Raw genomic sequence first — 24957 nt, forward strand, 5'->3', positions numbered from 1 at the left:
CCCCAGCCCCTTTTACTGGAGATTTCCATGGAGACCGTTTCGGAGATTGTTGTCGATGCCCTGGTAAAAGCCGGGGCAAAACGCTGCTACGGCATCGTCGGCGATACCATCAATCACTTTACCTCCGCCGTGCGCCAGTCCAAGCTGGAATGGGTGCATGTTCGCCACGAGGAGGTGGGCGCCCTTGCTGCCGGCGGTGAGTCCTATCTGAGTGGTGAGCTGAGTGTTTGTGCCGGCACTGCCGGCCCCGGTAGCCTGCATTTTCTCAACGGTATCTTCGAGAGCCACCGCAACGGCGCACCGGTATTGCTGATTGCCTCCCGTATCGACCGTGCCGAGCAGGGGCTGGGATTCCCACAGGATGTCGATCAGATCAAGCTTTACGAGCAGTGCTCGGTATTCTGTGAAACCCTCTCCGACCCGAAGCAGGCGCGCCGTATTATCTGCCAGGCCGCCCAAGCCGCACTCAACCACCGAGGCGTGGCCGTGGTTGAGATCAGTGGTGATACCTTCAAAACCAAGGTGAAAGACTCGATCCCCTGGGCAGTCCATCGCCCCCAGTGGTTAGCACGCCCCACTGATGAGGAACTGGATGCACTGGCGGAAAAACTGAACCAGGCCGAAAAGATTGTTATCTATGGCGGCATTGGCTGCCGCTTTGCTCACGATGCGGTAGTCAAACTGGGGCAACACCTGTCCGCCCCAATCGTACATACCACCCGCTCCAAAGAGTTTTTAGAGTACGACAACCCCTGCAACATCGGCATGAATGGCATTCTCGGCAACCCCGCCGGCTATCGTGCAATCCAGACCTGTGACCTGTTGTTGTGTCTGGGCAACGACTTCGCCTACACCCAGTTTTACCCGGAAAAAGCCACCATCATCCAAGTGGACATAGAGGCCTCCCACCTTGGTCGCCGCACCCCCATTCATATGGGCTTGGTAGGCGATGTCGGTGCAACCATTGAAGCCCTTTTGCCAAAACTAAAAGCCCGCAGCGACAAAAAATTTCTCCAAGACCTGCTCGGTCGCTATCAAAAAGACCTGGAGCAATTGGAAGATCGAGGACACGAGCCCGACCCCAAACTGATTCACCCCCAGTTTGTTGCTCAAACCCTGGACAAACTGGCCAGCGATGGGGCCGTATTTACTGCCGATGGCGGCTCTCCCATGGTTTGGCTGCTGCGCCATCTACGCGCCAATGGCAAACGCTCCTTTCTCACCAGCCTCTCCCACGGCACCATGGCTAATGCCTACCCTCAGGGCCTGGGCATGGCCAAAGCCGACCCCAGCCGCCAGGTAATTGCGATGTGCGGCGATGGGGGAATGACCATGCTGATGGGGGATCTGTTGACTTTGGTACAAGAAAAAATCCCACTCAAACTATTGGTCTTTAACAATCACTCCCTCGGCTTTGTGGAAATGGAGCAGCGTATCGAAGGGCTATTAGATAGCTTTACCGATTTGCAGAATCCCGACTTCAGTCGCATGGCGGAAGTCATTGGCATTCACGGAGAGAAAGTCGAGCAAGCCGATGATCTAGAGGACGCAATGAAGCGCTGGTTGGCGGCGAAAGGACCGGCCCTGCTAGATGTTACTGTAAATCGGTTGGAACTGGTCATGCCTCCGGAGGTCACGGCGCAACAGGTCTCCTCCACCGCGCTGTTTGGCCTCAAGGCCATACTCAGCGGGCGTGCCGATGAAGTGGTCGACCTGCTGAAAGACAACTTTCTGCGCTGACACGGGCCACCCAGCTCGACCCCAGACGCAACCCAGCGCAACCCAGCGCAACCCAGGCGGGAGAGCCATGCACCAGCTCGGAAAACAAGTGCCCACCGGGATGCTGGCCCTACTCGCCAGCGGGGAGATCGCCAGCAACAGCGCTCCCGGTCGCGCCGCCGCGCGCCTGCAAGAGGAGCTGGCGCAGCGCCGCATCGACCTGATCACCACGGTCTCCAGTGACGACGCCAGTGCCATGCTGCGCGCCAACCCAGCGATACAATGCCTGCTGCTAAATTGGGAGCTACCGGGCAGCGGCCATTTGCCCGCGTTAAATGTGCTGGAACAGCTGAGAGCGCGCAATTTACAGCTGCCGGTATTCCTACTGGCCGATCGCGAAACCGTCAGCAATATGCCACGACGCGCCCTGGAGCTGGCCAATGACTTTATCTGGATATTGGAGGACACCCCCACTTTTATCGGTGGGCGCATTCAAGGGGCAATAGAGCGCTATAGCCATGCGGTACTGCCGCCGATGTTTGCCGCCCTGACCCATTTCGCCCGTGTACATGAATACTCCTGGCACACACCCGGCCATACCGGCGGCACTGCATTCCTAAAATCCCCCGCGGGCCGCGCCTTCTACGATTTCTTTGGTGAGAACATGCTGCGCTCGGACCTGTCCATTTCTGTGACAGAGCTGGGTTCCCTACTCGATCACACCGGGCCAATTGCCGCCGGAGAGCGCTACGCGGCCAAGGTGTTCGGTGCTGACCGTACTTACTATGTCACCAACGGCTCCTCCACCTCCAACCGCGTGATTGTGATGGCCTCTGTGACCCGCGGCCAACTGGCCCTGTGCGACCGCAACTGTCACAAGTCGGTGGAGCACGCCATCACAATGTCTGGCGCCATCCCCGCTTACCTGGTGCCTCTGCGCAATCACTACGGATTGATCGGACCGATTCCCCCGGATCAGTTGACGAAAGCGGCGGTATCCCAAGCGATCCAGAACAATCCCCTGGCACGCACCACCGACAGCCAGCGCGCGGTGCATGCGGTTATTACCAACTCCACCTATGACGGGCTCTGTTATAACGTGCGCCGGGTGGAGGAATTGCTGGGTGAGTCCGTCGACCGGCTGCACTTTGATGAAGCTTGGTATGCCTATGCCCGCTTCAATCCCATCTACCGGGATCGCTTCGCTATGTACGACAGCGATGATGCCGAGCCCCATAATGGCCCAACCAAATTCGCCACCCAGTCCACTCACAAACTACTGGCGGCTCTATCACAGGCTTCCATGATCCATATCCGCGACGGGCGCAGCCCCATCGAGCACGGCCGCTTTAACGAAGCGTTTATGTTGCACGCCTCCACCTCGCCGCTCTACTCCATCATGGCTTCAAATGATGTCAGCACCGCGATGATGGACGGCCCCGGTGGCACGGCGCTCACCGGCGAGTCCATTGCCGAGGCGGTGGCTTTTCGCCAGGTGTTGGCACGGCTCAAACGGGAATATGAAGACAAAGGGGAGTGGTTTTTTGACGGTTGGCAGCCGGATCAGGTGACAGACCCGGCGAGTGGCCAGAAATACGCCTTTCACAGCGCCCCCATAGAGCTGCTCTGTAACGAAGCCAGCTGCTGGCTGCTGAACCCCGGCGACTCCTGGCACGGCTTCGGCGAGCTGGAAAAAAATTACTGCATGCTCGACCCCATCAAGGTCTCAATCACCACCCCAGGCATGCAGCGCAACGGCCAACTCGCACAATGGGGTATTCCAGCCGGTATTATCAGCAAGTATCTGGATAACCTCGGCATCATTGTCGAGAAAACGACCGACTTCACCATCCTGTTCCTTTTCTCCATCGGCATTACGAAAGGCAAATGGGGCACCCTGATCAATGCGCTGCTCGCCTTCAAGCGGGACTACGACGCTAACCAGCCCCTCAGTCAGTGCCTGCCCAACCTACTGGCAAAGTACCCGGGCTATACGGAGATGGGCCTGCGGGACTTAGCGCAAAAAATGTTTGACCGAATGAAGGAGTTGCGCAGCACGGCAAAAATGTCCGCCGGTTTTTCCGCCCTGCCCCAGGCCGATTACAGCCCCGTGCAGGCCTATGAAGCCCTGGTACGCGGCGAGGTGGAACTACTCCCTCTCGATCAGTTGGCCGGGCGCACTGCGGCAACAGGGGTTATTCCCTACCCACCCGGTATCCCTCTGTTGATGCCCGGGGAGAATTTTGGCAGTGAGGGCAGCCCCTCGCTGGAATACTTGCGGGTATTGGAATCCTTCGACCGGGAGTTTCCCGGTTTCGGCCACGATAACCATGGAGTGGAAGTACGCGAGGGGCGCTACTATATCTACGCCCTGAGCCGGGGGGCCGCGCCATAGCTCCTCATCCCGCGGAGAAAAATAAAATCGGACTGGTGCCCGCCACACTGATGGTGGCTGGCAATATGATGGGCTCTGGGGTATTTATGCTTCCGGCCAATCTGGCGGTTGTCGGCAGTATTTCCCTAGTCGGCTGGCTCATTACCATCGTTGGCGCCGTATCACTTGCACTGGTTTTTGCCCGCCTCGCCGCCCTAGACCCAGCCGCCGGGGGGCCCTATGCCTACGCGCGCCAGGCCTTCGGCGACTATATCGGCTATCAAACCAACCTGGTGTATTGGCTGGCCAATGTCATCGGTAACGTCGCACTGATTACCGCCGGGCTGGGCTACATCACCCATTTCTTCCCACCCCTCAAGGACCCATTTACCTTTGCCCTGGCCCAGGTGGCACTGATCTGGCTGCTCACTTACGCGAATATCCTGGGGCCGCATATCGTCGGGCGAATACAGTCTCTCACCACCAGCCTGGTACTGATTCCGATCCTCGGCACTGCCCTTTTTGGGTGGTTCTGGTTCGACAGCCAGACGTTCAGCGCCGGATGGAATGTCTCCGGCAAGAGCGATACCAGCGCAATCATGACCACTTTAACTTTTACCCTGTGGGCGTTTATTGGGGTAGAGACTGCCTCCGTATCCACTGCGGTGGTAAGGAACCCCAGTCGCAATGTACCTATCGCCACCGTAGGTGGGGTGCTGCTGGCATCGGTAGCTTATGTGCTGAGTTCTTCGGTCATTATGGGCATGCTACCCAACAAAGCGTTGATCGCCTCTTCCGCACCCTTTGCCGATGCGGCGCGCCTGGCGCTGGGCAATACTGCGGCGAATATTGTGGCCATCTGTGCGGCTATAGGATGTATCGGATCACTCGGAGGCTGGATTCTTTTGGTGGGTCAATCTGCCAAGGCCGCCGCCGATGACGGACTCTTTTCCAAGGCCTTTGCCAAAACCAACGCGAAAGGTGTGCCCTCATTCGGCCTGGCACTGGTAGCCATTCTGATGTCCTTGCTGGTGCTCGCCACTATTTCTCCTAGCGCCAGCCAGCAGTTCGGCAAGATAGCCTCGGTAGCAGTCATCATGACATTGCTACCCTATATCTACTCGGCAATCGCTCTGCGAGTGCTCGCCTACGGCAAAATGCCACATCATCAATACATACTGTTTACCGTGATACTGCTGATTGCCGCCATCTATTGCCTGGTGGCACTGGTAGGCTCAGATGGCCAGCAAACGCGATGGTCACTGATTTTTGTCATCAGCACCGTTATTTTCTATGCGTTGATATTAAATCGCCGGCGCAGCGTCGAAGAGAGACACTTGCTACCCGGTGGTCCCGAACCCAGATGGGTACACTATTTCACCCTTGGGGCGACAATCACCGCACTTTGCGTATTTTTCTGGTATTCAGTTGGCCAATACACCGATTTAGAGATTCGCTTGCGCGATCCTCTGCCACTTGGGCAGGCAATTAACCACTAAATACCTGCTGGATTATTTTAATCGCCCGCTGGGTAATACCACGGGAATTTGATTCCCTATTACCAGCCACATTCAACACAAACGGTCTATTTTTATCGATAAATGCTCGTATTTTTCTGCAGCAGTCTTCCCTGGGATCAACTATCAAGTACGGCTTGTCCATTTCCCGGCAGAACCGGATGGTATAAGCAGTACCGTCGCTGTTGGGATTGTCGGTAAAAATTAAGGTCGCATCGGAGTTGCGTATATTTTCCCGCGTTCGCTCTGCCAAATCTTTGGTCGGCAGCTCAATTAACCCAAAGCCTTTCAGAAATTCCGCTCGCGCCCCCTCCTCGGTCAAATAGCCTTTTGGTGCGGCGCCACCGGTAGCAATACCCAGACGTTGCCCAGCGATCAATCCGCCGGTGTCCGCTCCAGTTTGTCCGCCACTGATGATTTTTTCCGGTTTGAAGATCATGCTCAAAGAAAACCTATGAAAACCAATAGAATTGAAAATTCCCGCTCAAAGCCCTACCTTACTCCCGCTTAATTTGGTCAGCGCGTTTATGAATTACTACCTCGTACTCAAGACACTACACATCCTCTGCGCCATTATCGTACTCGGTACCGGCACCGGAATTGCCTGGTATACCTTGCGCGGTTGGCTGTCCGGCGATTCACAAGTAATCCAGTGGGTAAGTAAGGAAACAGTGCGGGCGGACTGGATTTTCACCGGCAGCGCCGTGCTTGGGCTGATGGGCAGTGCCATGGGCATGCTGATGATAAATCCGGCCTGGATTCAGCAAACGTGGCTGCAACTAGCCGCCGGATTGACCCTCGCTGTCTTCCTACTGTGGCTACCGGTGGTCTACCTGCAATATCAGTTGCGCTCTCATGCCAACCAGGAGAATAACCACGGTAAAATACGCAAAATTATGCGGACATGGTGCCTACTGGGTGCGCTGGCCTTTCCTCTAACAGTTGCGATCGTTTACCTGATGGTCTCCAAACCCTCTTTTTAGCAATTTGGGTAACCTGACTGACTCACCTTAAGTTAGGCTTCCAACTTTAATTTCCGCCTCTCAGGGTCTTATAACTCGCTCTCTGCCCAATATCTTTCCACTGCCGTTTAAAATCATCCAGCACAACACCCGCAACAATCTCGGCATATCCTTCGGAGTTTTTACTCAACCGATTCAAGGCTGCCCTTTTGCAGAGCGGAATGATAATGGCGGATTTCTCGCGCTTATCACACCTTAGCAAGCGGCTGCGAATATGCTCAGCCTCGCCCCCGGAACAGCTAGCATCAGTAATTACAAAGACATTGGTATCACTATCGAGATCACAGGCAATGGTGCCCCAATTGAGATCGAACTGTCTAAATACCACACCGCGAAAGCGCCCCTCACCCACCTCACTGCCAGTAATAAAGGGCCAAGCATGGGCAAGGGTCCAAAGATAGGACTTACTCAACACATACTGCAGGTGCTGATTGCGCACTAAGCCCAACTGGCACTGCCTTTTGAAAGTCTCATCATCCAGCTTGGCTTTACTGCAAATCGCCTTGGGGATAAGCTCCCCTTTATAGCTAGTGGTTGGAATCACAACGACAAAGTCATCAGCCTCTTTCTTTTTTTCTAAAGCTCTAGCAATTGTGGCCTGCAAATGCAGCACAAACTCCTCAGTCGAAATCACATCATGAGGCAAGGTCGCCCTATCCTCCCCCAGGTTCATGTACTGTGCTTCGCTTCTATAAGCCGCAATGATCGGCTCAAACTCCGCTTTAGTGAACAATAGTTTCTCATCTAAAACCGCCTCTTCATTGATCTTTCTGGCATAGCAGTCCAACAACATCTGGTCTGCCTGGTAAATACCTTTATATTCAGAAGAGACACAGCGTAAATACTCGATATCCTGTAAGGCGAGAAAACGCTCGACGACCGGCCGACTAATGTCACGCCCAAATAATTCATACAGAACCTCTTCATCCCTGGGTAAAAAATATTCCTCAGGGCGAGATAAATTCTGCAACGGTCTATGAGCCATTAATCCTGCCCACTTTTAGCAATACCAATAAACACCAAGCGGCATTTTCTCCGCATGATTAAACGACCCGACATACTTCATCGAATTCAAAGCGAGGATTGCGCGGGTGCAGTTTGGCATCCACGCCATATCCGAGGTTACAGAGGAAATTGGATTTAATGTGGCTCTCTGGACAATGCTCCTGTACAAAAGCCGGAGCCGAGGATTTATCGCTAAAGAATTCGTGATCCACGAGTGCGTTATCAAACCCCGACATAGGACCGCAGTCTAACCCCAGAGCCCTCGCCGCCAAGATGAAATAGCCTCCCTGGATTGAACCATTGCGAAACGCTGTAGTTTCTGCCAGCTCTGGATTATCGGCAAACCACTCCCGGGCCGGTGCGTGGGGAAACAGTTTGGGGAGGTGTTCATAAAAACGCATATCGTGCGCAATAATTGCCGTAACCGGAGCCGACAGGGTTTTCTCGACATTGCCCTCATTCAAGGCCGGTTTAAGTCTTGCCTTGCCCTCCTTGCTCACAATAAACACAACCCGCATCGGGCAACAGTTAGCGCTGGTGGGTGCCATCCTGACCAGGTCATGCAACTCTTTCAGCAGCGGCTGCGGTACTGGTTTATCCTGCCAGTAACTATGTGTCCTGGCGTCAAAAAATAATTGGTCTTGTGCTGAGGGGGTAATCGGCTCCATTTCTGGCATTTCCTTGTCGGTTTTCAGGTAAAAGTCTAGCTTTCAATAAGTCTGAGGAACTGCCAACGAAGGCGTTAAGACAGCAGCATCATGCCGAGGTGACAAGCGATCACAAGATAGGTAACGATACTGCGCGTGCGAAAGTATTGCTCCCGGCCAGGCAAATTTGGATTCAAACGGGCCTCCATCCAGGCCACAAATGCAAAACCAATTGCGAGGATGGGCAAGCCCCAAGGGCTTTGATACAAAAGCAATCCAACCCAACCGGCCAGTGCGATTAGGTTACTGAGAAACACCAACGCCATCCGATGCGGATGACCGGGGCGATTAAGTGCCCCACCCCACCAGACACCACATAAAAAACTGAGTATCACCGCGCTGTAAGCGGTAAAAAATAAGCGGGCATCAATGCCCAACAAGGAGACCTCGGTTATCTGTAGCAACAACCCGATAACAAAAGGACAAAGTCCCAAATAAGCCAGGATGTCAAACAGACGGGTATCCACCACCGGCTGCTGATAGCCGCTACTATCCATGCTGTGTAATATTCCATACAGTAAGGGAAAGGAATTTCCGACATTGAAACAACAAGTCTAGCGGCGCGGGGAGGTCAGTATGGAAGAGGAGAGCAAAATTGACGTCAAACAGGCCTTGCGGGTATTTGATCGGGCCACCCGAGAGGGACAAAAGGAAGCCGATGGCTGGCATTACCAAGGGCTGACAGTAAGCACCGACTTTGATGGCTATACCGTCTTCATCAACTCAGACAAAGTGAAGCTCACCGTATTTTTTCACAATAAGTTTTCTGTGGACTACGGGAGCGACAGGGATCTGCAGGACTTTAACCGCTTACTGGCCAGTCTGGACCAGAGCTGAAGCTGGGCTATATAAAGCGCACCTTAAACTTTGCCAGGTACGCCGCTGTGAAAACGAAACTCGCCATCGCCACTCAGCACAAGCTCCTTCTCGAGCTGTAATAAAGCCTGCACCCGAGGCTCTATATCCTCATTGGCAGCTTTTTGTGCAAGGTGCAGATAATCGCGGAAGTGGCGGGCTTCTGACTTCAGAAGTGAGAGATAAAATTTCTGCAGCTCTTCGTCCAGGTGTGGCGCAATACGAGCAAAACGCTCACAGGAGCGCGCCTCAATGATGGCCCCACAAATCAGAGTATCCACGAGGCGCCCAGGCTCCGCGGAGCGCACCTCTGCACGCAGCCCAGCGGCGTAGCGGGAGGCACTGACGTGGGGATAGGCAATGCCGCGCTTTTCCATAATTGCCAACACCTGCTCAAAGTGGCGTAGCTCCTCGCGGGCCAGACGCGACATCTTGTGCAGCAGCTCAAAATCCCCCAAATAGCGGAACATCAGGTTGAGTGCCGTACCCGCCGCTTTTTTCTCACAGTTGGCGTGATCTACCAGCATCATCTCTGGCTCGGCTAGTGCCGCCTCAATCCAGGCATCCGGGGTGGCGCACAACAGGAATTCATGGATTGCGGACAAATCGGGAACTTGGGCACTCATGGGGTCGGTATTCACTTGGCATCAATCATTTGGCGCGGGATTATAGCGACACAGCGGCAGAAAGGCAGGTCCCAAGCTAAATCAACTATTACACTCCAAGAGCAATCCTAAAAGTGACCCACCGAGCACTATCATCCTGCACCATGCCACCACTGGCCAACGCGGCCCTGCCAAGCAGGGCCCTCAGGATTAAACCATTTGAATAGAAATTTGGTAACGGTTTATTAAGTGCATTAAAATAACAGCCTTTTAGATAGTGGAACTCGGCAATGAGAGACCATCGGGCATTGGCACTCGGCATCCCCCCCCTGCTGGAACAGGTCCACAGCCGCGCCGCAGAGTTGCGCGACGCTCTCGAACAGCTGCAGACTGCCGGTAAGCCCTGGCAACACTATCTGCTGCAGCCACCTTTTGCCTTGGAAGCTGCCCAATCCTTGCAAGAAAGCTTTGAGCGCCCCTTCTCGCTCGCTGGTGCTCTCTATTCCCAACTGGATTACGCCGAACCTCTAGGTACCGGTGGCGATGCCCGCGTAACCCTACAAATTCCCGGTTTACTGGCAGTCCCGCAAAAGACTCTGTCCCTGGCCAAACAGCTCAACAGCGCCAAGGAGGCCTTTGCCAATGCCATCGCCGAATACCGTGCAGCCCTGGCTGAGCGGCCAATGGCCGAGCGAGACCGCAACGTGCGCGAGGTATTGGCTCAGGCAGGCTATCCACGCGCGCACCTGCGTCAGTGCTACCGCCTGGTTTTACTCTGTGATGAGTATCCCGACGCCATCACCCTCTCCTGGATAAAAGCGCGCAAGTCTATTCGTAAAGTAACGACGCAATGGTGTGAGAAAAAGCTGGTCCAGATGGACCCGACCGGCGCGGACCCCGGTATTCAGTACCAACGGCAACTGCTCGCCGGCTTGCACAAAAGCCAGCAGGATGACTTGCGCCAGGTACAGGTACAGAGCCGCCCCAATCTGCAGGTCGCGGAAATATTTTTTGCGCAGGGAACGGGCGAGGAAGACCAATACCGTCAGGTGGGCTATTCCTCCATGCCGGTACTGGTGGCCGCCAACGAGGCCGAGCAGCTACCGGAATTTACTCGGATCGACCATCAACCCAGTGTGAGCCGGCGCCGGCAGAGGCGGGATCTGACCATCGCCAATGAGCCTTTCCTGCCAGCCCTGCGGGTATTTCTGCGGCAGCAGCGCTGAGGGTGATCAGCCGGCGAGGATCACTCTAGGCGCTTTTCGAGCCAGGTCAGAGATTCCTCGAGGTGATGGCGGCACTCACCCTTGAGCTCGCCGTGAGCCCCCTCTAGGGCGCTCAAATCCTCGCACTCCATATAGTCCAGCAGCTCGCGGTCAGCATCGAGACGCTGCTGAAAGACTTCCTTGGTCTTGTCGTCGGCCATCAATGGCCCAAGCATCTGCAGAAGCTGCTCACCCGCTTTCAGGTCAGGATCCGGTTCCGAGGGCAAGCCGCCCTCTGCGCGAATCGCTCGCTCCACACATTGTGCAAGCGACTGCCGCTTGGAAGCGATAGCGCACAGAAAATCGGCTGCAGCCTGATCTTCGAGTTGTTCGGCCGCAGCTCGGTAGTCATCCTCGCTGCGGGTAAGCGCCATAAACAGGTCATTCAATGCGGCTTGGGTTTCTGTGCGAATGAGTGTCATTGCCCTCTCTCTTTTTCACTGAGGAGTTCTTCAGAATTACGTGGCACCAGCACCTCTAGCGCCTTGGGAATAACCGAGAAAGTGGCCGGAGTATTGGTAACCGGCTCTCCATCTGCGTGGATCTCCAGGCGCGGCTTGGTTTCCACTTCTATATGCTGGGCACTGGCGTTAAAGATTCTCTTGGCCAAGTGGTGTTTGCCACCGCGCACCAACAGCGCCATACCCAGTAGCTCCATCAGGCCGCGTGGACGCAGACAGTACAGATCGAGCCTGGCATCATTGATGCGCGCCTCTTCGGCCACCAGGTTCCCACCGCCATAGTAACGGCCATTACCCACCGCCAATTGGATGGACCCCATTCGATAGCGCTCATCATCCAGCGCCAACTTGACCCGGAACTTTTGCGCCCGCCTCAGGGCAACAAAGAAAGCCCTCAAGTAACTCAGCACCCCCCAACGTTTTTTTATTTCGGAGTCTTGTGCCTCTGTCACTTTTACCCCAAGCCCCATATTGGCCACATTGAAAAAGTAGTGGCCATTGACAACACCGAGGTCAATCGGCTGGCGGTAGTTCTCGATAATGACATCAAAGGCCTGCTCCAGATCCTCGATGCCCAGTGAGCGGGCCAGATCATTCGCAGTCCCCAACGGCAAAATAGCTAGAGGCAATTGACACTCTTTCAATACCCTGGCAGTGGAGCTGATAGTGCCATCGCCGCCGCCGATGATCACAAAGTCCAGAGCCTTGTGGCGCTGCCGGATCGCATCCTCAGTTTCCTGTGGACCCTCGGAGTGCAGGACTTCCACTTCTACTCCGTCAGCGCGCAAACGTTCTATGCCGCTGTCGATATCTGCCTCGGCGCCATTTCGACTTTTCGGATTGACCACGAGCAATGCTCGGCGAGATTTTTTTTGAGTTGAGCTGATAGCCGGTTCTCCATTACCGGAAAAGGAGTATGAATTCTAAAGGGATAAGCTGCCCCAAGAAAATACCGACCGAGGTACGCAATGCTAAAAATAAGAGGCACGCAATGGTAAATAAAGAGAAGCCGTCAGTCTTTTTGCAGACCTGGGGCAATATAGCGCTGGTAATAAGCTACAGATAGAGCGTAGAAATCCTCATCAATGCGCCGGCGAACTTCCACCAGGCTCACCCCCTTGGCCTGTGCGGTCGGCCGCAGCCCGAATGTGCTCAAGTCGCCAATCTGGCTGGCACCCGCCCGCAGTAATTCAAATACCCAACAATAGGCACCCTGACTATCATCAAAGCGAATCTGCTGATGGCGCAGCTGCGAAAGCAATAGGGATTCATCGATGATTTCCAGCTGACTGCGCACGGCATTGGTTAAATAGCCTTCACGCCGGGAGGCAATAATGCGGCGCTGCTCCTCGGAGTAGGCATTCCAATCGATCACCTCGTGGGCAAAACGCTTGCAGCCACGGCAAACATCATCGCCAATTCCCGTTGAGCAGACACCGATACAAGGTGTACGGACTTTTTTGTACATCAATTAACCAGATTTAGCCGATCAGGCACCGGAGGCCTGGATTAAAATTGCGCGTAGACTATTTTGTTTCGGCCACTAAGAAAAGAGGCGGGACAGCTGCTGTGAGCGCAGTAAAATTCGCCCTACGAATAGTCGAAATTCACTTAAATTATTGATTTTTCGATAAACTTAACAGCTGTAGGGCTTTGCTGTAGTATTCGCCACCCCGCCTTCAGCGGCCTCGAAAAAAAAATCCCGACAACAATACAAAGATCGGGAATTCCACCCGCTGTTGGTGCCACCCCACACACCAAGAGGGACTTATCCGTGCTTGAAGCCTATCGTAATCACGTCGCAGAACGCGCCGAACAGGGCATCCCACCGAAGCCGCTCGACGCTGAGCAAGTAGCTGGCTTGGTTGAGCTGCTGAAAAATCCGCCAAAAGGCGAAGAGCAGGAATTAGTTGACCTGCTCACCCACCGTGTACCGCCCGGTGTTGACGAAGCCGCTTACGTAAAAGCCGGCTTCCTGTCCGCCATTATCAAGGGTGAAGCGGAGTCCCCGCTGATCGACCGCAAACACGCTGTAGAACTACTGGGCCAAATGCTTGGCGGCTATAACATCGCTACCCTGGTAGAACTGCTGGACGACAAAGATCTGGCCGAGCTGGCCGCAGAGCAGCTAAAAGGCACCCTACTGATGTTCGACGCCTTCCACGATGTGGAAGAGAAAGCCAAAGCCGGCAACGAACACGCCAAAGCCGTACTGCAATCCTGGGCCGATGCCGAGTGGTTCACCAAGCGCAACAAAGTGCCCGAGAGCATCAAGGTTGCCGTATTCAAGGTGACCGGCGAAACCAACACCGATGACCTGTCTCCTGCTCCCGATGCCTGGTCCCGCCCGGATATCCCCCTGCACGCGCTGGCCATGTACAAAATGAAGCGCGACGGCCTGGAGCCTGAAGAAGCCGGCGTTACCGGCCCGCTGAAGCAGATTGAAGAAGTGAAAGCCAAAGGCCTGCCCGTTGCTTTCGTTGGCGACGTAGTGGGTACCGGTTCCTCCCGTAAATCCGCCACCAACTCCGTACTGTGGTATTTCGGTGAAGAAATGCCCGGCGTGCCGAACAAGAAAGGCGGTGGTATTTGTATCGGCGGTAAAGTCGCCCCGATCTTCTACAACACCATGGAAGATGCCGGCGCACTGGTATTCGAAGCGCCGGTTGACGAACTGAACATGGGCGACATCATCGAGATCCGCCCCTACGACGGCAAGATCCTGGCCGAAGATGGCAAAGTACTGTCCGAATTCGAACTGAAGTCCGAAGTACTGTTGGACGAAGTTCAGGCTGGCGGTCGTATCAACCTGATTATCGGTCGCGGCCTCACCGGCAAAGCCCGTGAATCCCTGGGCCTGGCGCCTTCCGAGCTGTTCCGCAAGCCTGAGCAGCCCGTCGATACCGGCAAGGGTTACACCCTGGCGCAGAAAATGGTTGGTAAAGCCTGTGGCGTTGAAGGTATCCGTCCGGGCACCTATTGCGAACCGAAAATGACCACTGTGGGCTCCCAAGACACCACTGGCCCCATGACCCGTGACGAACTGAAAGACCTGGCCTGCCTCGGCTTCTCCGCCGACCTGGTCATGCAGTCTTTCTGTCACACTGCGGCCTACCCCAAGCCCGTTGATATCAGCACCCAGCACACCCTGCCGGACTTCATCATGAACCGCGGCGGTGTTTCCCTGCGCCCGGCTGACGGTATCATCCACAGCTGGCTGAACCGTATGCTGCTGCCAGACACCGTAGGTACCGGTGGTGACTCCCACACCCGTTTCCCCATGGGTATCTCCTTCCCGGCAGGTTCCGGCCTGGTAGCCTTCGCCGCAGCAACTGGCGTTATGCCGCTGGATATGCCTGAGTCTGTACTGGTGCGCTTCAAAGGCGAAATGCAGCCCGGTATCACCCTGCGCGACCTGGTACACGCCATTCCGCTTTACGCCATCAAGCAAGGCTTGCTGACCGTAGAGAAGAAAGGCAAGAAGAACATCTTCTCCGGCCGTATCCTCGAGATCGAAGGCCTGGAAAACCTGACCGTAGAGCAGGCTTTCGAACTGTCCGACGCCTCCGCCGAGCGCTCCGCTGCTGGCTGTACCATTAAACTGTCCGAAGAGACCATGGCCGAGTACCTGCGCTCCAACATCACCCTGTTGCGCTGGATGATCGCCGAAGGTTATGGCTCCAAGCGCACCCTGGAACGCCGCGCGCGTGCTATGGAAGAGTGGCTGGCCAACCCGAAACTGATGGAAGCGGATGCCGACGCAGAGTACCTGGAAGTTATCGAGATTGATCTGGCCGATATCAAAGAGCCTATCGTTTGTGCACCGAACGACCCGGACGACGCGCGCCTGCTGTCCGACGTTGCTGGCGATAAAGTAGACGAAGTATTCATCGGCTCCTGTATGACCAACATCGGCCACTTCCGCGCTGCCGGTAAGCTGTTGCAGGGACACAAAGGTGGTATCTCCACCCGCATGTGGATCGCTCCGCCCACTAAGATGGACGAGCACCAGCTGATGGAAGAGGGTTACTACAACATCTACGGCGCAGCCGGTGCCCGCACCGAAATGCCCGGATGCTCCCTCTGCATGGGTAACCAGGCGCGTGTGGCTCCGAACAGCACCGTACTGTCCACCTCTACCCGTAACTTCCCCAACCGCCTGGGCGACGGTGCCAATGTGTACCTGACCTCCGCTGAACTGGCTTCTGTGGGCGCTATCCTGGGTAAACTGCCGACCCCGGCCGAGTACCAGGAATACGCGAAGAACCTGGATTCCATGTCCAGCGAGATCTACCGCTACCTGAACTTCGACCAGATTGAAGATTTCCAGAAATCTGCCGAAGAAGGTAAGCGCATTGCCGCCACCGAGATCCAGGAAGTTACTGTTTAAGTAACAGCCCTGCCTCAAGAGAAAGCCCCGCCATTTGGCGGGGCTTTTTTATGGCACCTCCAAAACTCTTACCAAGCAAAACAAGGTAAAGAGCTTAAACCTAAACAATGCTTTCCTTGTTAACTAAATACGAAAATAGGACTGAGGAAGAAATCCGATAATTTTTTATTTACTTTACTTCTACTCTGCAGCTAAAACAGAAATATCAAAAAAATAACAGATATTAATCGCGCCAAAATTCAAGATTCTAATTAAGACCTTGACCGGACCCATTCTAATAAGTAGCTTTTCACTCTCGCCGCAAATAATCTTCAAATGAAAAAGCTACTAAGAAAATTGGCCAACCAAACAACTCCAGATACCAACTTGGAAGATCAGCCCCTCACTACCTTAAGACATCCATCCGGACTAACTCTCCCTCCAAAGATATATTTTTGCCATGTCCCTAAATGTGCAGGATCCTCATTAGATTCCGCATTCAGAAATCAACTCTATACACCTAATAAATTAGGCCAATTCGATATCAAGCTAGAAGAGAGTAGATTTGCGGCCAGCATCTTAGATAGATCAATGATGTCAGTTCGAGAAACAGTGCTCGCCTACAACCTATCTATTAAGGCGAATTTTTTTGGCAGTGGCCATTGCTTCTGCCGCCCCAACCTTGTAACAAATTTCTCCCCTGAGTGGAATTTTTTTACAGTCCTAAGAGATCCTGTTGAGAGATGGATATCACTTTATACTTACAATACTTTCAAGCTGAGCAAATGGGCTAAGAATACACTTCCACTGAACGAATACATCCGGTCTCACAAAGGCATTTCTGCCGGCCTAAGCTTCATTCATTACTTTTCAGACTTTAGCCAGGCACCTCGATCAAACCCAGCGGATTATATTGAGCAAGCCATTCGCAACTTGCAGAGATTTTCTATCGTTGGCACAACCGAACACCTAGACCAACTGACAGAACAGACAGAAAAAGACTTTCAGGTTAAATTAAATTTACTTAGATTAAATGAAAGCCCCAATAGTGAACTCGCCCAACAACTAAGATCCACCCCAGAAATAATTAAAAAAATTGAACACATTTGCAGACATGACACAGAAATTTATAAAAGATTTCTCGGGGAATTTGGCCCGGTCTATTCAAGAAAATTCCACGCCATTAATTAGCCCCTTGGAGAGATCTTCACAAAAAACCACTACATATTGCCAATAGACATATATCATAATAATGACGTTATAAACCTGAGAATAAGTTAGTATTTAGGGGAATCTTATACCGCCCTCAATTAAATTGAACCCTTCCCTCTTCCATTGATAAAAAACACACTCACCACCATTCCCAATAGGGCCAAGTGGGCATTCATCAAAAACGCCCGACTAATACCAGTCGCCAAATCTGGGGCCAGCGCAACGATTGTCGTATTCAATCCCAAACCGATTGCACCACCAATAATTTGAAACATATAGATGATGGCTGCAGCAAGGCTGGCACGGTCATACCTGAGAATTAGAATAGCTGCCGTGGTGATAGTGGGGTAAAACAAACCCATTCCAATACCCATCAACCCCATGCCAGGCGTAAAAATGAAAGGCTCAACTTGCACAGAAAGTTTAGAGAGAACCAACATACCGGCCCACATAAATAGAGCCCCAAAACAGGAAAGTAACTTGGCCCCAAACCTCTCATAAAGATGTCCAGATAGGAAAGAGGTGGCACCAAACAGTATCATCATGGGAAGTAGCGCTATACCAGACTGTATCGCAGTGAACTTCCATACCTTACTGAGAAACTGTGGAACAAACATCAGTGCAGATATAAATGCCACAGAGACCAATAAAGTAGCGACTCCCTCCGCGAAGAACTTCTTATTCTTGACCACATCCACAGGTATCAGAGGCTCTCCTGAGGAACGATAATCCAACCAGGCAAATACAGATAAGAAAAGAACAAAGCCTAAAAATAGGAGTAATGTCCGGTAGTTAACAAACCCCACATCTACAGATAAATCCAACCCTAACAACAGCGCAAGTAAAGCCAATGAAAGAAAAAACAGCCCAGTTAAATCCACATGTTCGCCCGGGGCCGATGGTAAATCGCTAATGACCAATTTCCAGCAAATAAGCATCGCCACCAGGGTTAAGGGGAGATTTAGGAAAAGTATCCAACGCCACCCCAGGGTATCGGTTAAAACCCCACCAATAATAGGGCCAAGGGAATTTGCCACGCCACAACCAAGCATCAACAGTCCACCTGCAACACCGGCGCGCTTGCTATCTAACAAGTGATAAGTCATCCCTATCACGGAAGGCCACATCATGGCGCCACCAATACTTAACATTACGCGACACCCCATCAACATCCATATATTTAGCGAAAAACCACCTAAAAGAGAGAATACCGAAAAGAGCGTTGCGCCTATAAAAAAGGTTCGTCGCCTCCCCAACATATCAGCTAAGCGGCCACAAGATATTACAGAAACACCAAAAGCCAAGGCGTAAGCATTAACCAGCCACATTGTTGTCGTAATATCGACCTGGAACGTCTTCTGAATTGAAGGGAGAGCGACAGAGAAAGCGGTATAATCATATCCAACAAGAAAAATTGAGAAAATTAACGCCGTCAAACCCAGACTTCGGGCTTCAGAAGCGGTTAATCCCTTTAGATACATTACCGTCACTCATTTCGTTGGAAAATGTGCTTAATCTATTATCTTAGTTGTTAGACTGAGGTTAACGAACCGATATCAGCCCCATCTTTCATAATAAACAAGATAAGCCTGCACTCTAAAAAATTAAGTCTCATCCATATAGATAATTAATGTACCGACCGGATTAAAGCCACTATATTTAATAATACATTCATTATGCATCTAAGGCCTTGAGATTAGAAACATTAACCTCTCTGGCAAAATGTCAGACAATGAATTTTATCATGAAATATTGGGCTTATTGATCTCAAGTAATAACTGCAACCCCTAATGCTATAAGTAGATCATATTGTAGCCCCACATATAAAAATTGTGCGATATCAACCACAAGCAAACCTTAAAACTTCTTATATAAATCAAATCACCCAATTAAGCTGTAGGTGTGCACACGACTCAACAGTAAGGATTGTTATAAACTTTGTATTGGCCCGCCTTCTGAGCCAATAAAGTCGTCACTTAAAGTTTATAACAAACATTAGATAATCAAACTTGATCCAATAACTATTCATAGATAAAATGAACTGCTAAATTGAGCATAAACAAAGCAAATTTCAATGGAAAGATTCTTAACTTTACTCTCACTATATTTCCTGCTTTCCATACCAGCCAGTGCCGATCAGATCTATAAATACAAAGATCAGAAGGGGAATTGGATTTTTACCGATAGAAAACCTACCAAAGATATTGAAGTAGAAACAATAAAGAAGACCTCCTCTAAGCTAACCAAGAGCAAACCAAAGATATATACCCTAACCGATGATAAGGTTAATTATATATTTGCTCAAAACCCTTATTACGCACCTATTGAAGTGCAACTTAAAATTAAGTTTTCGGAAAATATAGATAGAGTTTTTACAACAGTTGTACCTGGCAATTCAAAATTTAAACTTTATGAAAGTAACGAAGAAATTGATAAATATTATTACACATGGGTGATGGGTTCACCGGAAACACTTGCAAAGCCCTATACTTATCGCCTACCCATTTCTTCTCTTCAAGACCACCGAATTACCCAATCCTTTAATGGTAGATTTTCCCATCACCAACGACCGAATAAATACGCAGTAGATATTGCCATGCCTATAGGCACCTACATAGGTGCGGCCAGAGAGGGAACTGTCATCTGGGTAAAAGACGACTACCATATGGGTGGAGCAAAGGAGTACTTCCTAGATAAAGCCAACTATGTATCAGTTTTGCATGAGGATGGCACCTATGCTACATATGCGCATGTATTACAAGGAACCGCCTTAGTAAAACCTGGAGACAAGGTGAAATCTGGAGATCGTTTAGCCAGATCTGGCTCCTCTGGCTTTTCCACCGGGCCTCATCTTCACTTTGTAATCCGAAAGAATATTGGAATGTCAACTGTATCTATACCATTCCAATTTATTGGAGAAAACGATGAGCCATTCACTCCTAAGCGAGGGATGACGGTATTTAGCCCACCTGAAGAAATTTAAATTTTATCGGTAGAAGGGAAGGGATTATATGCAGCAACCCATACCTCTAGTTTGCAGCTAACATCTTTTTACAAAACGTTTTTTAGGCTGCTACACTCCGCCTAAATCTCCACAATGATATATATTCTCCTTTAACTTCGAAGAACAAAAAAATGCATCGCCACGGTATCGCCTTTATATTCGTGATGAATCTAATACTGATAACATACAGCTATCAGCCAACTTTCTGGCGCAATTATCGATAATATAAAAAATTATAAGTGCTAAGCTACGCCATACCCAACTTGGCGTCAGGCTTCTCTGCACAAACTCCAATTTTTATACTTAAAACACTCTCCCTATATCACAGCCACTAGTCTTTCATTGTTTTTGTGCTTACCTATAAGGAATAACAATATTGATGCTAGGCATGAAAATCTGCTAACTTATGATTATTTTCCTACTCCTTATATTTGGGCTAGTAACCGGCTACATATCTATCATGGCTGCAGGTGGAGGAGCACTGCTGCTAGTACCTTTGGTAGGATTTCTGGTAGGACCTCATCTCGTTGCACCTATATTAACCACTGGCAATGCTATTGCATCGCCATTTGGCATTTTTTTATTCTGGAAGTACATTAATTGGAAAGTAGCGCTATGGCTACTACCAGGAATTATTCCCGGAGCAATCATTGGTGCCTATGTTTACACGCAAATGCACCCATTATTGATAGAGTTCACTGTCGGTTTATTCTTGGTATCGACCGTATTTCAGTTTGGATTCGGACGAAAGAAAAAATCTTTCATTATGCATCTTCCATATTTCCCCATGCTGGGGTTTGTCACCACACTCTTCTCCTCAATCATTGGCGCGGTTGGCCCTGTACAAAACCCCTTTTTCTTAAATTATGGACTCAACAAAGAAGAGCTGGTAGCCACGAGAGGAGTAAGTTCTTTAATGATGCACTCCACTAAGCTTGTTGCCTATTTCCATTTTGGCGCCCTCAATTCAGAACTGCTCACATATGGCATCACTATTGGTTTAGGCGTTATGGTGGGAATGCTCGTAGCAAAACATTTTTTAAAAATAATAAGCATCCAGAGATTCGATAGTTACGCCCTATCAATTATGTTTATATCTGGACTAGTTTTAATTTTTCGGGTCAGTGCACAACTCTGGGAGGCAGTGGCGTAACTCCCATCTTGCCATTAGGGAAGATCCAACATGAAAAAATCAAGATATGAGATTCCAGGCCTATCCTTATTCCTGAAATATAGTTTTACTACTACTTCAATTGCAGCATTTAGATCAGTCATTAGTTACCTCCCCCTTCACCTTTAAGATATTCTTCTTTAGTGATTTCTTGACCATACAAAAGAGCATCATTAAACAATCGATTTGTATGCGGGATAGGAGCGGGGTGTTCTTTTTTCCCATAAAATTTTCTATATATGTTTTTTGTTTTTTTATCCCGCCTAAACATAACCGACTCAAAAGAATAATCAATATAAATATTCTTTAAGTTTAAATACTTGCCAGTTTTAATTGACATTGTCTTAGACCTTATTGATTCATAATACTCTTTACTTTCAGCCTCGAGTTTCCTTCTATTCGGATCATCTTCATCTAAAGAGCGCCATTTTTCATACAACCTATGCCCTTTCCCGCCTGCAATTGGAGATTTACTTGCAATCGAGTTATAAACATCCTCCCCCAACAGGGCCTTAGCTAATTCTGGAGGCTCTTTTGCAAATATCATTTCTGGTGAATTCACCTGTATTTCCGCAATTAAGCCAGACTTCGTTTTTATTTTAGAGTTTACTCCACTGTAACCTAGTAGATCTAAGGCTCCATCTGATATTTTAACGGTTGTGGCTTTTGCACGAAGCATTTCTATCACTTCTTTGATTTTATCTTGAGGAACAATAATAGTGTTTCTGGCAAGGTCCGTTATTCTGGTTGGATCGCCGCCATAATCATTTATTATTTTTATTTGAGCCCTATCTTTCGATTTTATCGGCACTTTAGCGACCTGACCTCCAGTCAAAGTAGCAATCACATCTGCTAAGGCATCAATCTCTATTTTCGCCGCAGGTGCCATTGCATATACCTCATTAAATCCTTCGATTTCATTTGCATTGTCGGATTTATCATTAGACCTAGACTGAAAATCATATGTTTGAAAAATTACATTTTGATAACTTTCAATACAGCGATCAAATTTTAGTCTGTTTTCTTGCGCCAGCTGTTGCAAACTTTTGAAAAAATACTGCGAATGAGATTTTTTCCTTTTACAAAATTTCTCTTTGATACGGCCAGTATATTTCTTTTCCGGATAGCAGGTTTCACTAAAAAAAGTGAATCTCTGTCTTTTGGTTTGCCTGGCCTTAGGCTGCCGACTGCTTCCAACAATGAAACTAGCTGCAATAAAAGCATTGTGGGTGAGATAATATTTTAGATATTCAAAATTAAGGCTATTTGTCAGGGTAAGTCGATCAAGGGTATAGCAGCTTCCATTACTAGAAAATTTTGCCTGACTGATTAATTTATCTCTCTCAACAGCGGAGCTTAATGGCGTCAAGAGGCAGCAAGCAATGAAAATAGCGAGTAGGAATTTCAAGTAACAGAGCATTGAGCGACTCCGTTAGCTAAGTTTTCCTATAGTTTAGTCGGCCTTAAATAGGTGTGATAGTATCAAATGCGAAGTCTAATAATGGCCCCAGTAGTTCAGAACCTATAAAAATTGTATATCGCTCGGTTACTGACTCCAACCAGTCGCATCCAAGAAGTGAAGCACCTTACATGTATTTCCTTAGAATGTTCTTCCTAAGAATTTAATCCCCTAGATAGAAAGCCCTTTTTGAGTCTTTCATTGAGAAAAAGATTATACCGCCCCTTTAAAGATACCCTTCTGAAGACTTAACTAAGCATTTAAGATATCTGAAAATGTAAAATGGGCCAATCAATGCCAATTGATCGCATCCCTTCCATGAATACACCCATTTAGCATCGACAATGCACTTTCACGAATTCCCACATAAGAGCTTTCTAGCCAATAACATTCCCGACCCTGGCGCGGCACCTCCACCTGGCCAGGTGGATGTACCACACATGTAGAGACCTGGAATTGGCATTTCATGGTTCGCATACCCAGTAAAGGGCCGATTGCCATAAAATTGTGATAAATGGAGGCTACCAGCGTTTAAATCTCCATTCACAAGATTTGGGTTCAATTGCTGCAATTCCAATGGCGTATGTATAGTCATCCCGAGGATCCTATCGGGAAGACCCGGCGCATATCTCGATATCTTCCGAATGACGCGATCTGCAACTTTTTTGGCAGCTTCAGAGCTCCAGACCTGTTCTTTTATTTCACCTGCAGCATCTCCACGAATCTCAGCAGGTATTGCACGTACCATTATCCAAAGAACATGCTGGCCATCAGGGGCGCGGGTTAAATCAAATATCGTCGGTTGGCCCACTACGATAAAAGGGTGACTTGGAAGCATACCCGCCACACCTTCCTGATAAGCGGCCGCTATATAGTCCAGCGATGGGCCTATATGCACATAGAAGCTCCGTCGCGCCGCTTCATCTTTCCAATCGGGCAACCTCGATAGAGCAAGATGAATCACCATTGTGCCTGGCCCGTAACGGTAGTTTTCCGCTTCTTTAACTATCGCATCCGACAAATTACCTCTCGTCAGTCTCACCAATGCCTGCGGTGTGACACTGGCGACAACTCCACGAGAACATCGCAGCTCCTGTCCACTCGCAAGACGTACACCGGACGCCCTCCCCTTATCAAAGAGGATCTCTTGTACCATCTGCTTGGCCGCAACATTTGCCCCATGCTCCTGAACAAGTTCTACAATGGCCCGGATCATGTTGCCGGATCCACCGCGAGCAATCGGAATGCCATTTCGCTCATCACCATTGGTCTCCAGAAAAGGCATCCAGCATCCACCCGAGATATCAGGTGCATAATCTAAGTGCATTGCCCAAGCGGCTATCAGAGCCTGTACAATATCACTCTGAAAACATCGCCCTAAATTCGCACGAAGGGAGTCAAGCAGTATCCCGCGTAAGGGAGTAGAGACACTAGGGGGTATATCCCCGGTTCTGCCAAAGACCAGTTCCAGCGGCCCGGTTTGAACGGCTGGTGAGGCCAATAGTTGGAACAAGGTGGGACTGCACCGATTATAGTCTTCACGCCAATCCTTCCATGCCTCAGCGTCTGCCTTCGAGAAGCACGCAATGGATCGCAAATTGGCATCCAGATCCCTACTAACGCCCAAAAATCGGTCATCCGAAGCAAATGACCCAAAGGAATGCTCCGCGACAATAAATTCCAAGCCCTTTTCTGCCAAGACCTCTCTGTGCTCAGTATAAAATTCTGAGCCTACGAACATACTCAGGTTCATCGCCCCAATGTCATGTAAGAATCCTGGTAAAGTGAGTTCCAGCGTTCGTATCGCACCACCTGGAGTAGCATTTTGATCGAGGACCAGTACTCGCCAACCCTCTTTGGCCAGGATGAATGCAGCGCAGAGAGAATTGATACCCGCACCAATGAAGATGATCTCGGGTTCTCCCTTAACCTCAAGTAATGACTCGCTCATGACGGTATCTCATCGAATCATTGGCCAGCATCCAGACGGTTGGATTCACCCCGTATTCGGTCAATTAATATTAGGAATAGTACAGTCAGCCCTGGTCAACTTGTAACAAAGGGGTAATGAAGAGGCGAGATAGATTTTTTTGAAAGCGAGAATATTTATTCAGTCACTTAGTCATTAAGTTTAAATTTATAAGCTGTCATAAAAACTCATATGGAGTGCTGAGTAAACCAATCCCCAGAATGGCGGATCAATAAATGAACG

Annotated in this window: 21 protein-coding genes; 10 read left to right on the plus strand and 11 right to left on the minus strand. The window is 50.2% G+C overall.

Going from position 1 to position 24957, the window contains the following annotated elements; all coding sequences use genetic code 11:
• The first annotated feature begins 27 nt into the window (after window positions 1-27).
• The 3 genes from ACXAFI_RS10970 (at window position 28) to adiC (ending at window position 5592) form a co-directional block, all read left to right on the plus strand.
• Window positions 28-1740, plus strand: coding sequence for a thiamine pyrophosphate-dependent enzyme (locus tag ACXAFI_RS10970; protein ID WP_475108833.1), 1713 nt, complete (start codon window positions 28-30; stop codon window positions 1738-1740).
• 67 nt (window positions 1741-1807) lie between these two features.
• Window positions 1808-4114, plus strand: coding sequence for an Orn/Lys/Arg family decarboxylase (locus tag ACXAFI_RS10975; protein WP_475108834.1), 2307 nt, complete (start codon window positions 1808-1810; stop codon window positions 4112-4114).
• Window positions 4111-5592, plus strand: a complete 1482-nt coding sequence (gene adiC, locus ACXAFI_RS10980) for an arginine/agmatine antiporter (RefSeq protein ID WP_256366420.1) — start codon at window positions 4111-4113, stop codon at window positions 5590-5592. Before ACXAFI_RS10975 ends, adiC begins: the two co-directional genes overlap by 4 nt.
• Here the strand turns inward: adiC and ACXAFI_RS10985 are convergent.
• On the minus strand, window positions 5582-6049 hold the full coding sequence (locus tag ACXAFI_RS10985; RefSeq protein WP_152453085.1) for a YpsA SLOG family protein: 468 nt from the start codon (window positions 6047-6049) through the stop codon (window positions 5582-5584). The two genes, adiC and ACXAFI_RS10985, sit on opposite strands and share 11 nt — an antisense overlap.
• Window positions 6050-6137: 88 nt before the next feature.
• Between ACXAFI_RS10985 and ACXAFI_RS10990 the strand changes: the two genes are divergently transcribed.
• Window positions 6138-6593, plus strand: a complete 456-nt coding sequence (locus ACXAFI_RS10990; protein WP_475108835.1) for a DUF2269 family protein — start codon at window positions 6138-6140, stop codon at window positions 6591-6593.
• Window positions 6594-6639: 46 nt separating this feature from the next.
• On the opposite strand, the gene ACXAFI_RS10995 is transcribed toward ACXAFI_RS10990, so the two are convergent.
• The 3 genes from ACXAFI_RS10995 to ACXAFI_RS11005 form a co-directional block, all read right to left on the minus strand.
• Window positions 6640-7617 carry a hypothetical protein gene (locus ACXAFI_RS10995; protein WP_475108836.1) on the minus strand — a complete coding sequence of 326 codons (978 nt, stop codon included), beginning with the start codon at window positions 7615-7617 and terminating at the stop codon, window positions 6640-6642.
• 58 nt (window positions 7618-7675) lie between these two features.
• Window positions 7676-8305, minus strand: a complete 630-nt coding sequence (locus tag ACXAFI_RS11000; protein WP_475108837.1) for a malonic semialdehyde reductase — start codon at window positions 8303-8305, stop codon at window positions 7676-7678.
• Between the two features lie 74 nt (window positions 8306-8379).
• Entirely contained in the window at window positions 8380-8841 is a 462-nt protein-coding gene (locus ACXAFI_RS11005; RefSeq protein WP_152453077.1) for a DUF3429 domain-containing protein, read from the minus strand.
• A 79-nt stretch (window positions 8842-8920) separates the two neighbouring features.
• Here ACXAFI_RS11005 and ACXAFI_RS11010 point away from each other — a divergent pair, with 79 nt between their 5' ends.
• Window positions 8921-9181, plus strand: a complete 261-nt coding sequence (locus ACXAFI_RS11010) for a DUF3081 family protein (RefSeq protein WP_152453075.1) — start codon at window positions 8921-8923, stop codon at window positions 9179-9181.
• Window positions 9182-9204: 23 nt separating this feature from the next.
• Here ACXAFI_RS11010 and ACXAFI_RS11015 read toward each other — a convergent pair whose 3' ends face one another.
• A complete protein-coding gene (locus tag ACXAFI_RS11015) occupies window positions 9205-9825 on the minus strand; it encodes a MiaE family protein (RefSeq protein WP_475109815.1) in 621 nt (206 codons plus the stop codon).
• A 269-nt stretch (window positions 9826-10094) separates the two neighbouring features.
• Between ACXAFI_RS11015 and ACXAFI_RS11020 the strand changes: the two genes are divergently transcribed.
• The gene (locus tag ACXAFI_RS11020) at window positions 10095-11030 is read left to right on the plus strand and encodes a hypothetical protein (RefSeq protein WP_475108838.1); all 936 of its coding nucleotides are present in this window, start codon (window positions 10095-10097) and stop codon (window positions 11028-11030) included.
• Window positions 11031-11050: 20 nt separating this feature from the next.
• Here the strand turns inward: ACXAFI_RS11020 and ACXAFI_RS11025 are convergent, their stop codons facing one another.
• The 3 genes from ACXAFI_RS11025 to ACXAFI_RS11035 all read right to left on the minus strand — a co-directional run bounded on the left by ACXAFI_RS11025 (window position 11051) and on the right by ACXAFI_RS11035 (window position 12998).
• Window positions 11051-11491, minus strand: coding sequence for a hypothetical protein (locus ACXAFI_RS11025; RefSeq protein WP_475108839.1), 441 nt, complete (start codon window positions 11489-11491; stop codon window positions 11051-11053).
• On the minus strand, window positions 11488-12417 hold the full coding sequence (locus ACXAFI_RS11030; RefSeq protein WP_475109816.1) for a lipid kinase: 930 nt from the start codon (window positions 12415-12417) through the stop codon (window positions 11488-11490). The genes ACXAFI_RS11025 and ACXAFI_RS11030 overlap by 4 nt, the downstream gene beginning before the upstream one ends.
• Window positions 12418-12542: 125 nt before the next feature.
• Window positions 12543-12998, minus strand: a complete 456-nt coding sequence (locus ACXAFI_RS11035; protein WP_475108840.1) for a DUF1289 domain-containing protein — start codon at window positions 12996-12998, stop codon at window positions 12543-12545.
• 306 nt (window positions 12999-13304) lie between these two features.
• Between ACXAFI_RS11035 and acnB the strand changes: the two genes are divergently transcribed.
• Both acnB and ACXAFI_RS11045 read left to right on the plus strand, forming a co-directional pair.
• Entirely contained in the window at window positions 13305-15920 is a 2616-nt protein-coding gene (acnB, locus tag ACXAFI_RS11040) for a bifunctional aconitate hydratase 2/2-methylisocitrate dehydratase (RefSeq protein WP_475108841.1), read from the plus strand.
• A 315-nt stretch (window positions 15921-16235) separates the two neighbouring features.
• The gene (locus ACXAFI_RS11045) at window positions 16236-17090 is read left to right on the plus strand and encodes a sulfotransferase family 2 domain-containing protein (protein WP_475108842.1); all 855 of its coding nucleotides are present in this window, start codon (window positions 16236-16238) and stop codon (window positions 17088-17090) included.
• 119 nt (window positions 17091-17209) lie between these two features.
• On the opposite strand, the gene ACXAFI_RS11050 is transcribed toward ACXAFI_RS11045, so the two are convergent.
• Window positions 17210-18592, minus strand: a complete 1383-nt coding sequence (locus ACXAFI_RS11050) for an MFS transporter (RefSeq protein WP_475108843.1) — start codon at window positions 18590-18592, stop codon at window positions 17210-17212.
• A gap of 593 nt (window positions 18593-19185) precedes the next feature.
• On the opposite strand from ACXAFI_RS11050, the gene ACXAFI_RS11055 reads away from it, so the two are divergent.
• Complete coding sequence (locus ACXAFI_RS11055) at window positions 19186-20094, plus strand: peptidoglycan DD-metalloendopeptidase family protein (protein WP_475108844.1); 909 nt, start codon at window positions 19186-19188, stop codon at window positions 20092-20094.
• Window positions 20095-20521: 427 nt separating this feature from the next.
• Window positions 20522-21268 carry a sulfite exporter TauE/SafE family protein gene (locus ACXAFI_RS11060; protein WP_444921822.1) on the plus strand — a complete coding sequence of 249 codons (747 nt, stop codon included), beginning with the start codon at window positions 20522-20524 and terminating at the stop codon, window positions 21266-21268.
• Between the two features lie 121 nt (window positions 21269-21389).
• Here the strand turns inward: ACXAFI_RS11060 and ACXAFI_RS11065 are convergent, their stop codons facing one another.
• Both ACXAFI_RS11065 and ACXAFI_RS11070 read right to left on the minus strand, forming a co-directional pair.
• Window positions 21390-22706: a hypothetical protein gene (locus ACXAFI_RS11065; RefSeq protein WP_475108845.1), complete on the minus strand. Its 1317-nt coding sequence runs from the start codon at window positions 22704-22706 to the stop codon at window positions 21390-21392.
• Window positions 22707-23097: 391 nt separating this feature from the next.
• Window positions 23098-24696 carry a phytoene desaturase family protein gene (locus tag ACXAFI_RS11070; RefSeq protein WP_475108846.1) on the minus strand — a complete coding sequence of 533 codons (1599 nt, stop codon included), beginning with the start codon at window positions 24694-24696 and terminating at the stop codon, window positions 23098-23100.
• Window positions 24697-24957: the final 261 nt, after the last annotated feature.

This window comes from Microbulbifer sp. ABH2_005 (genome assembly GCF_056160005.1).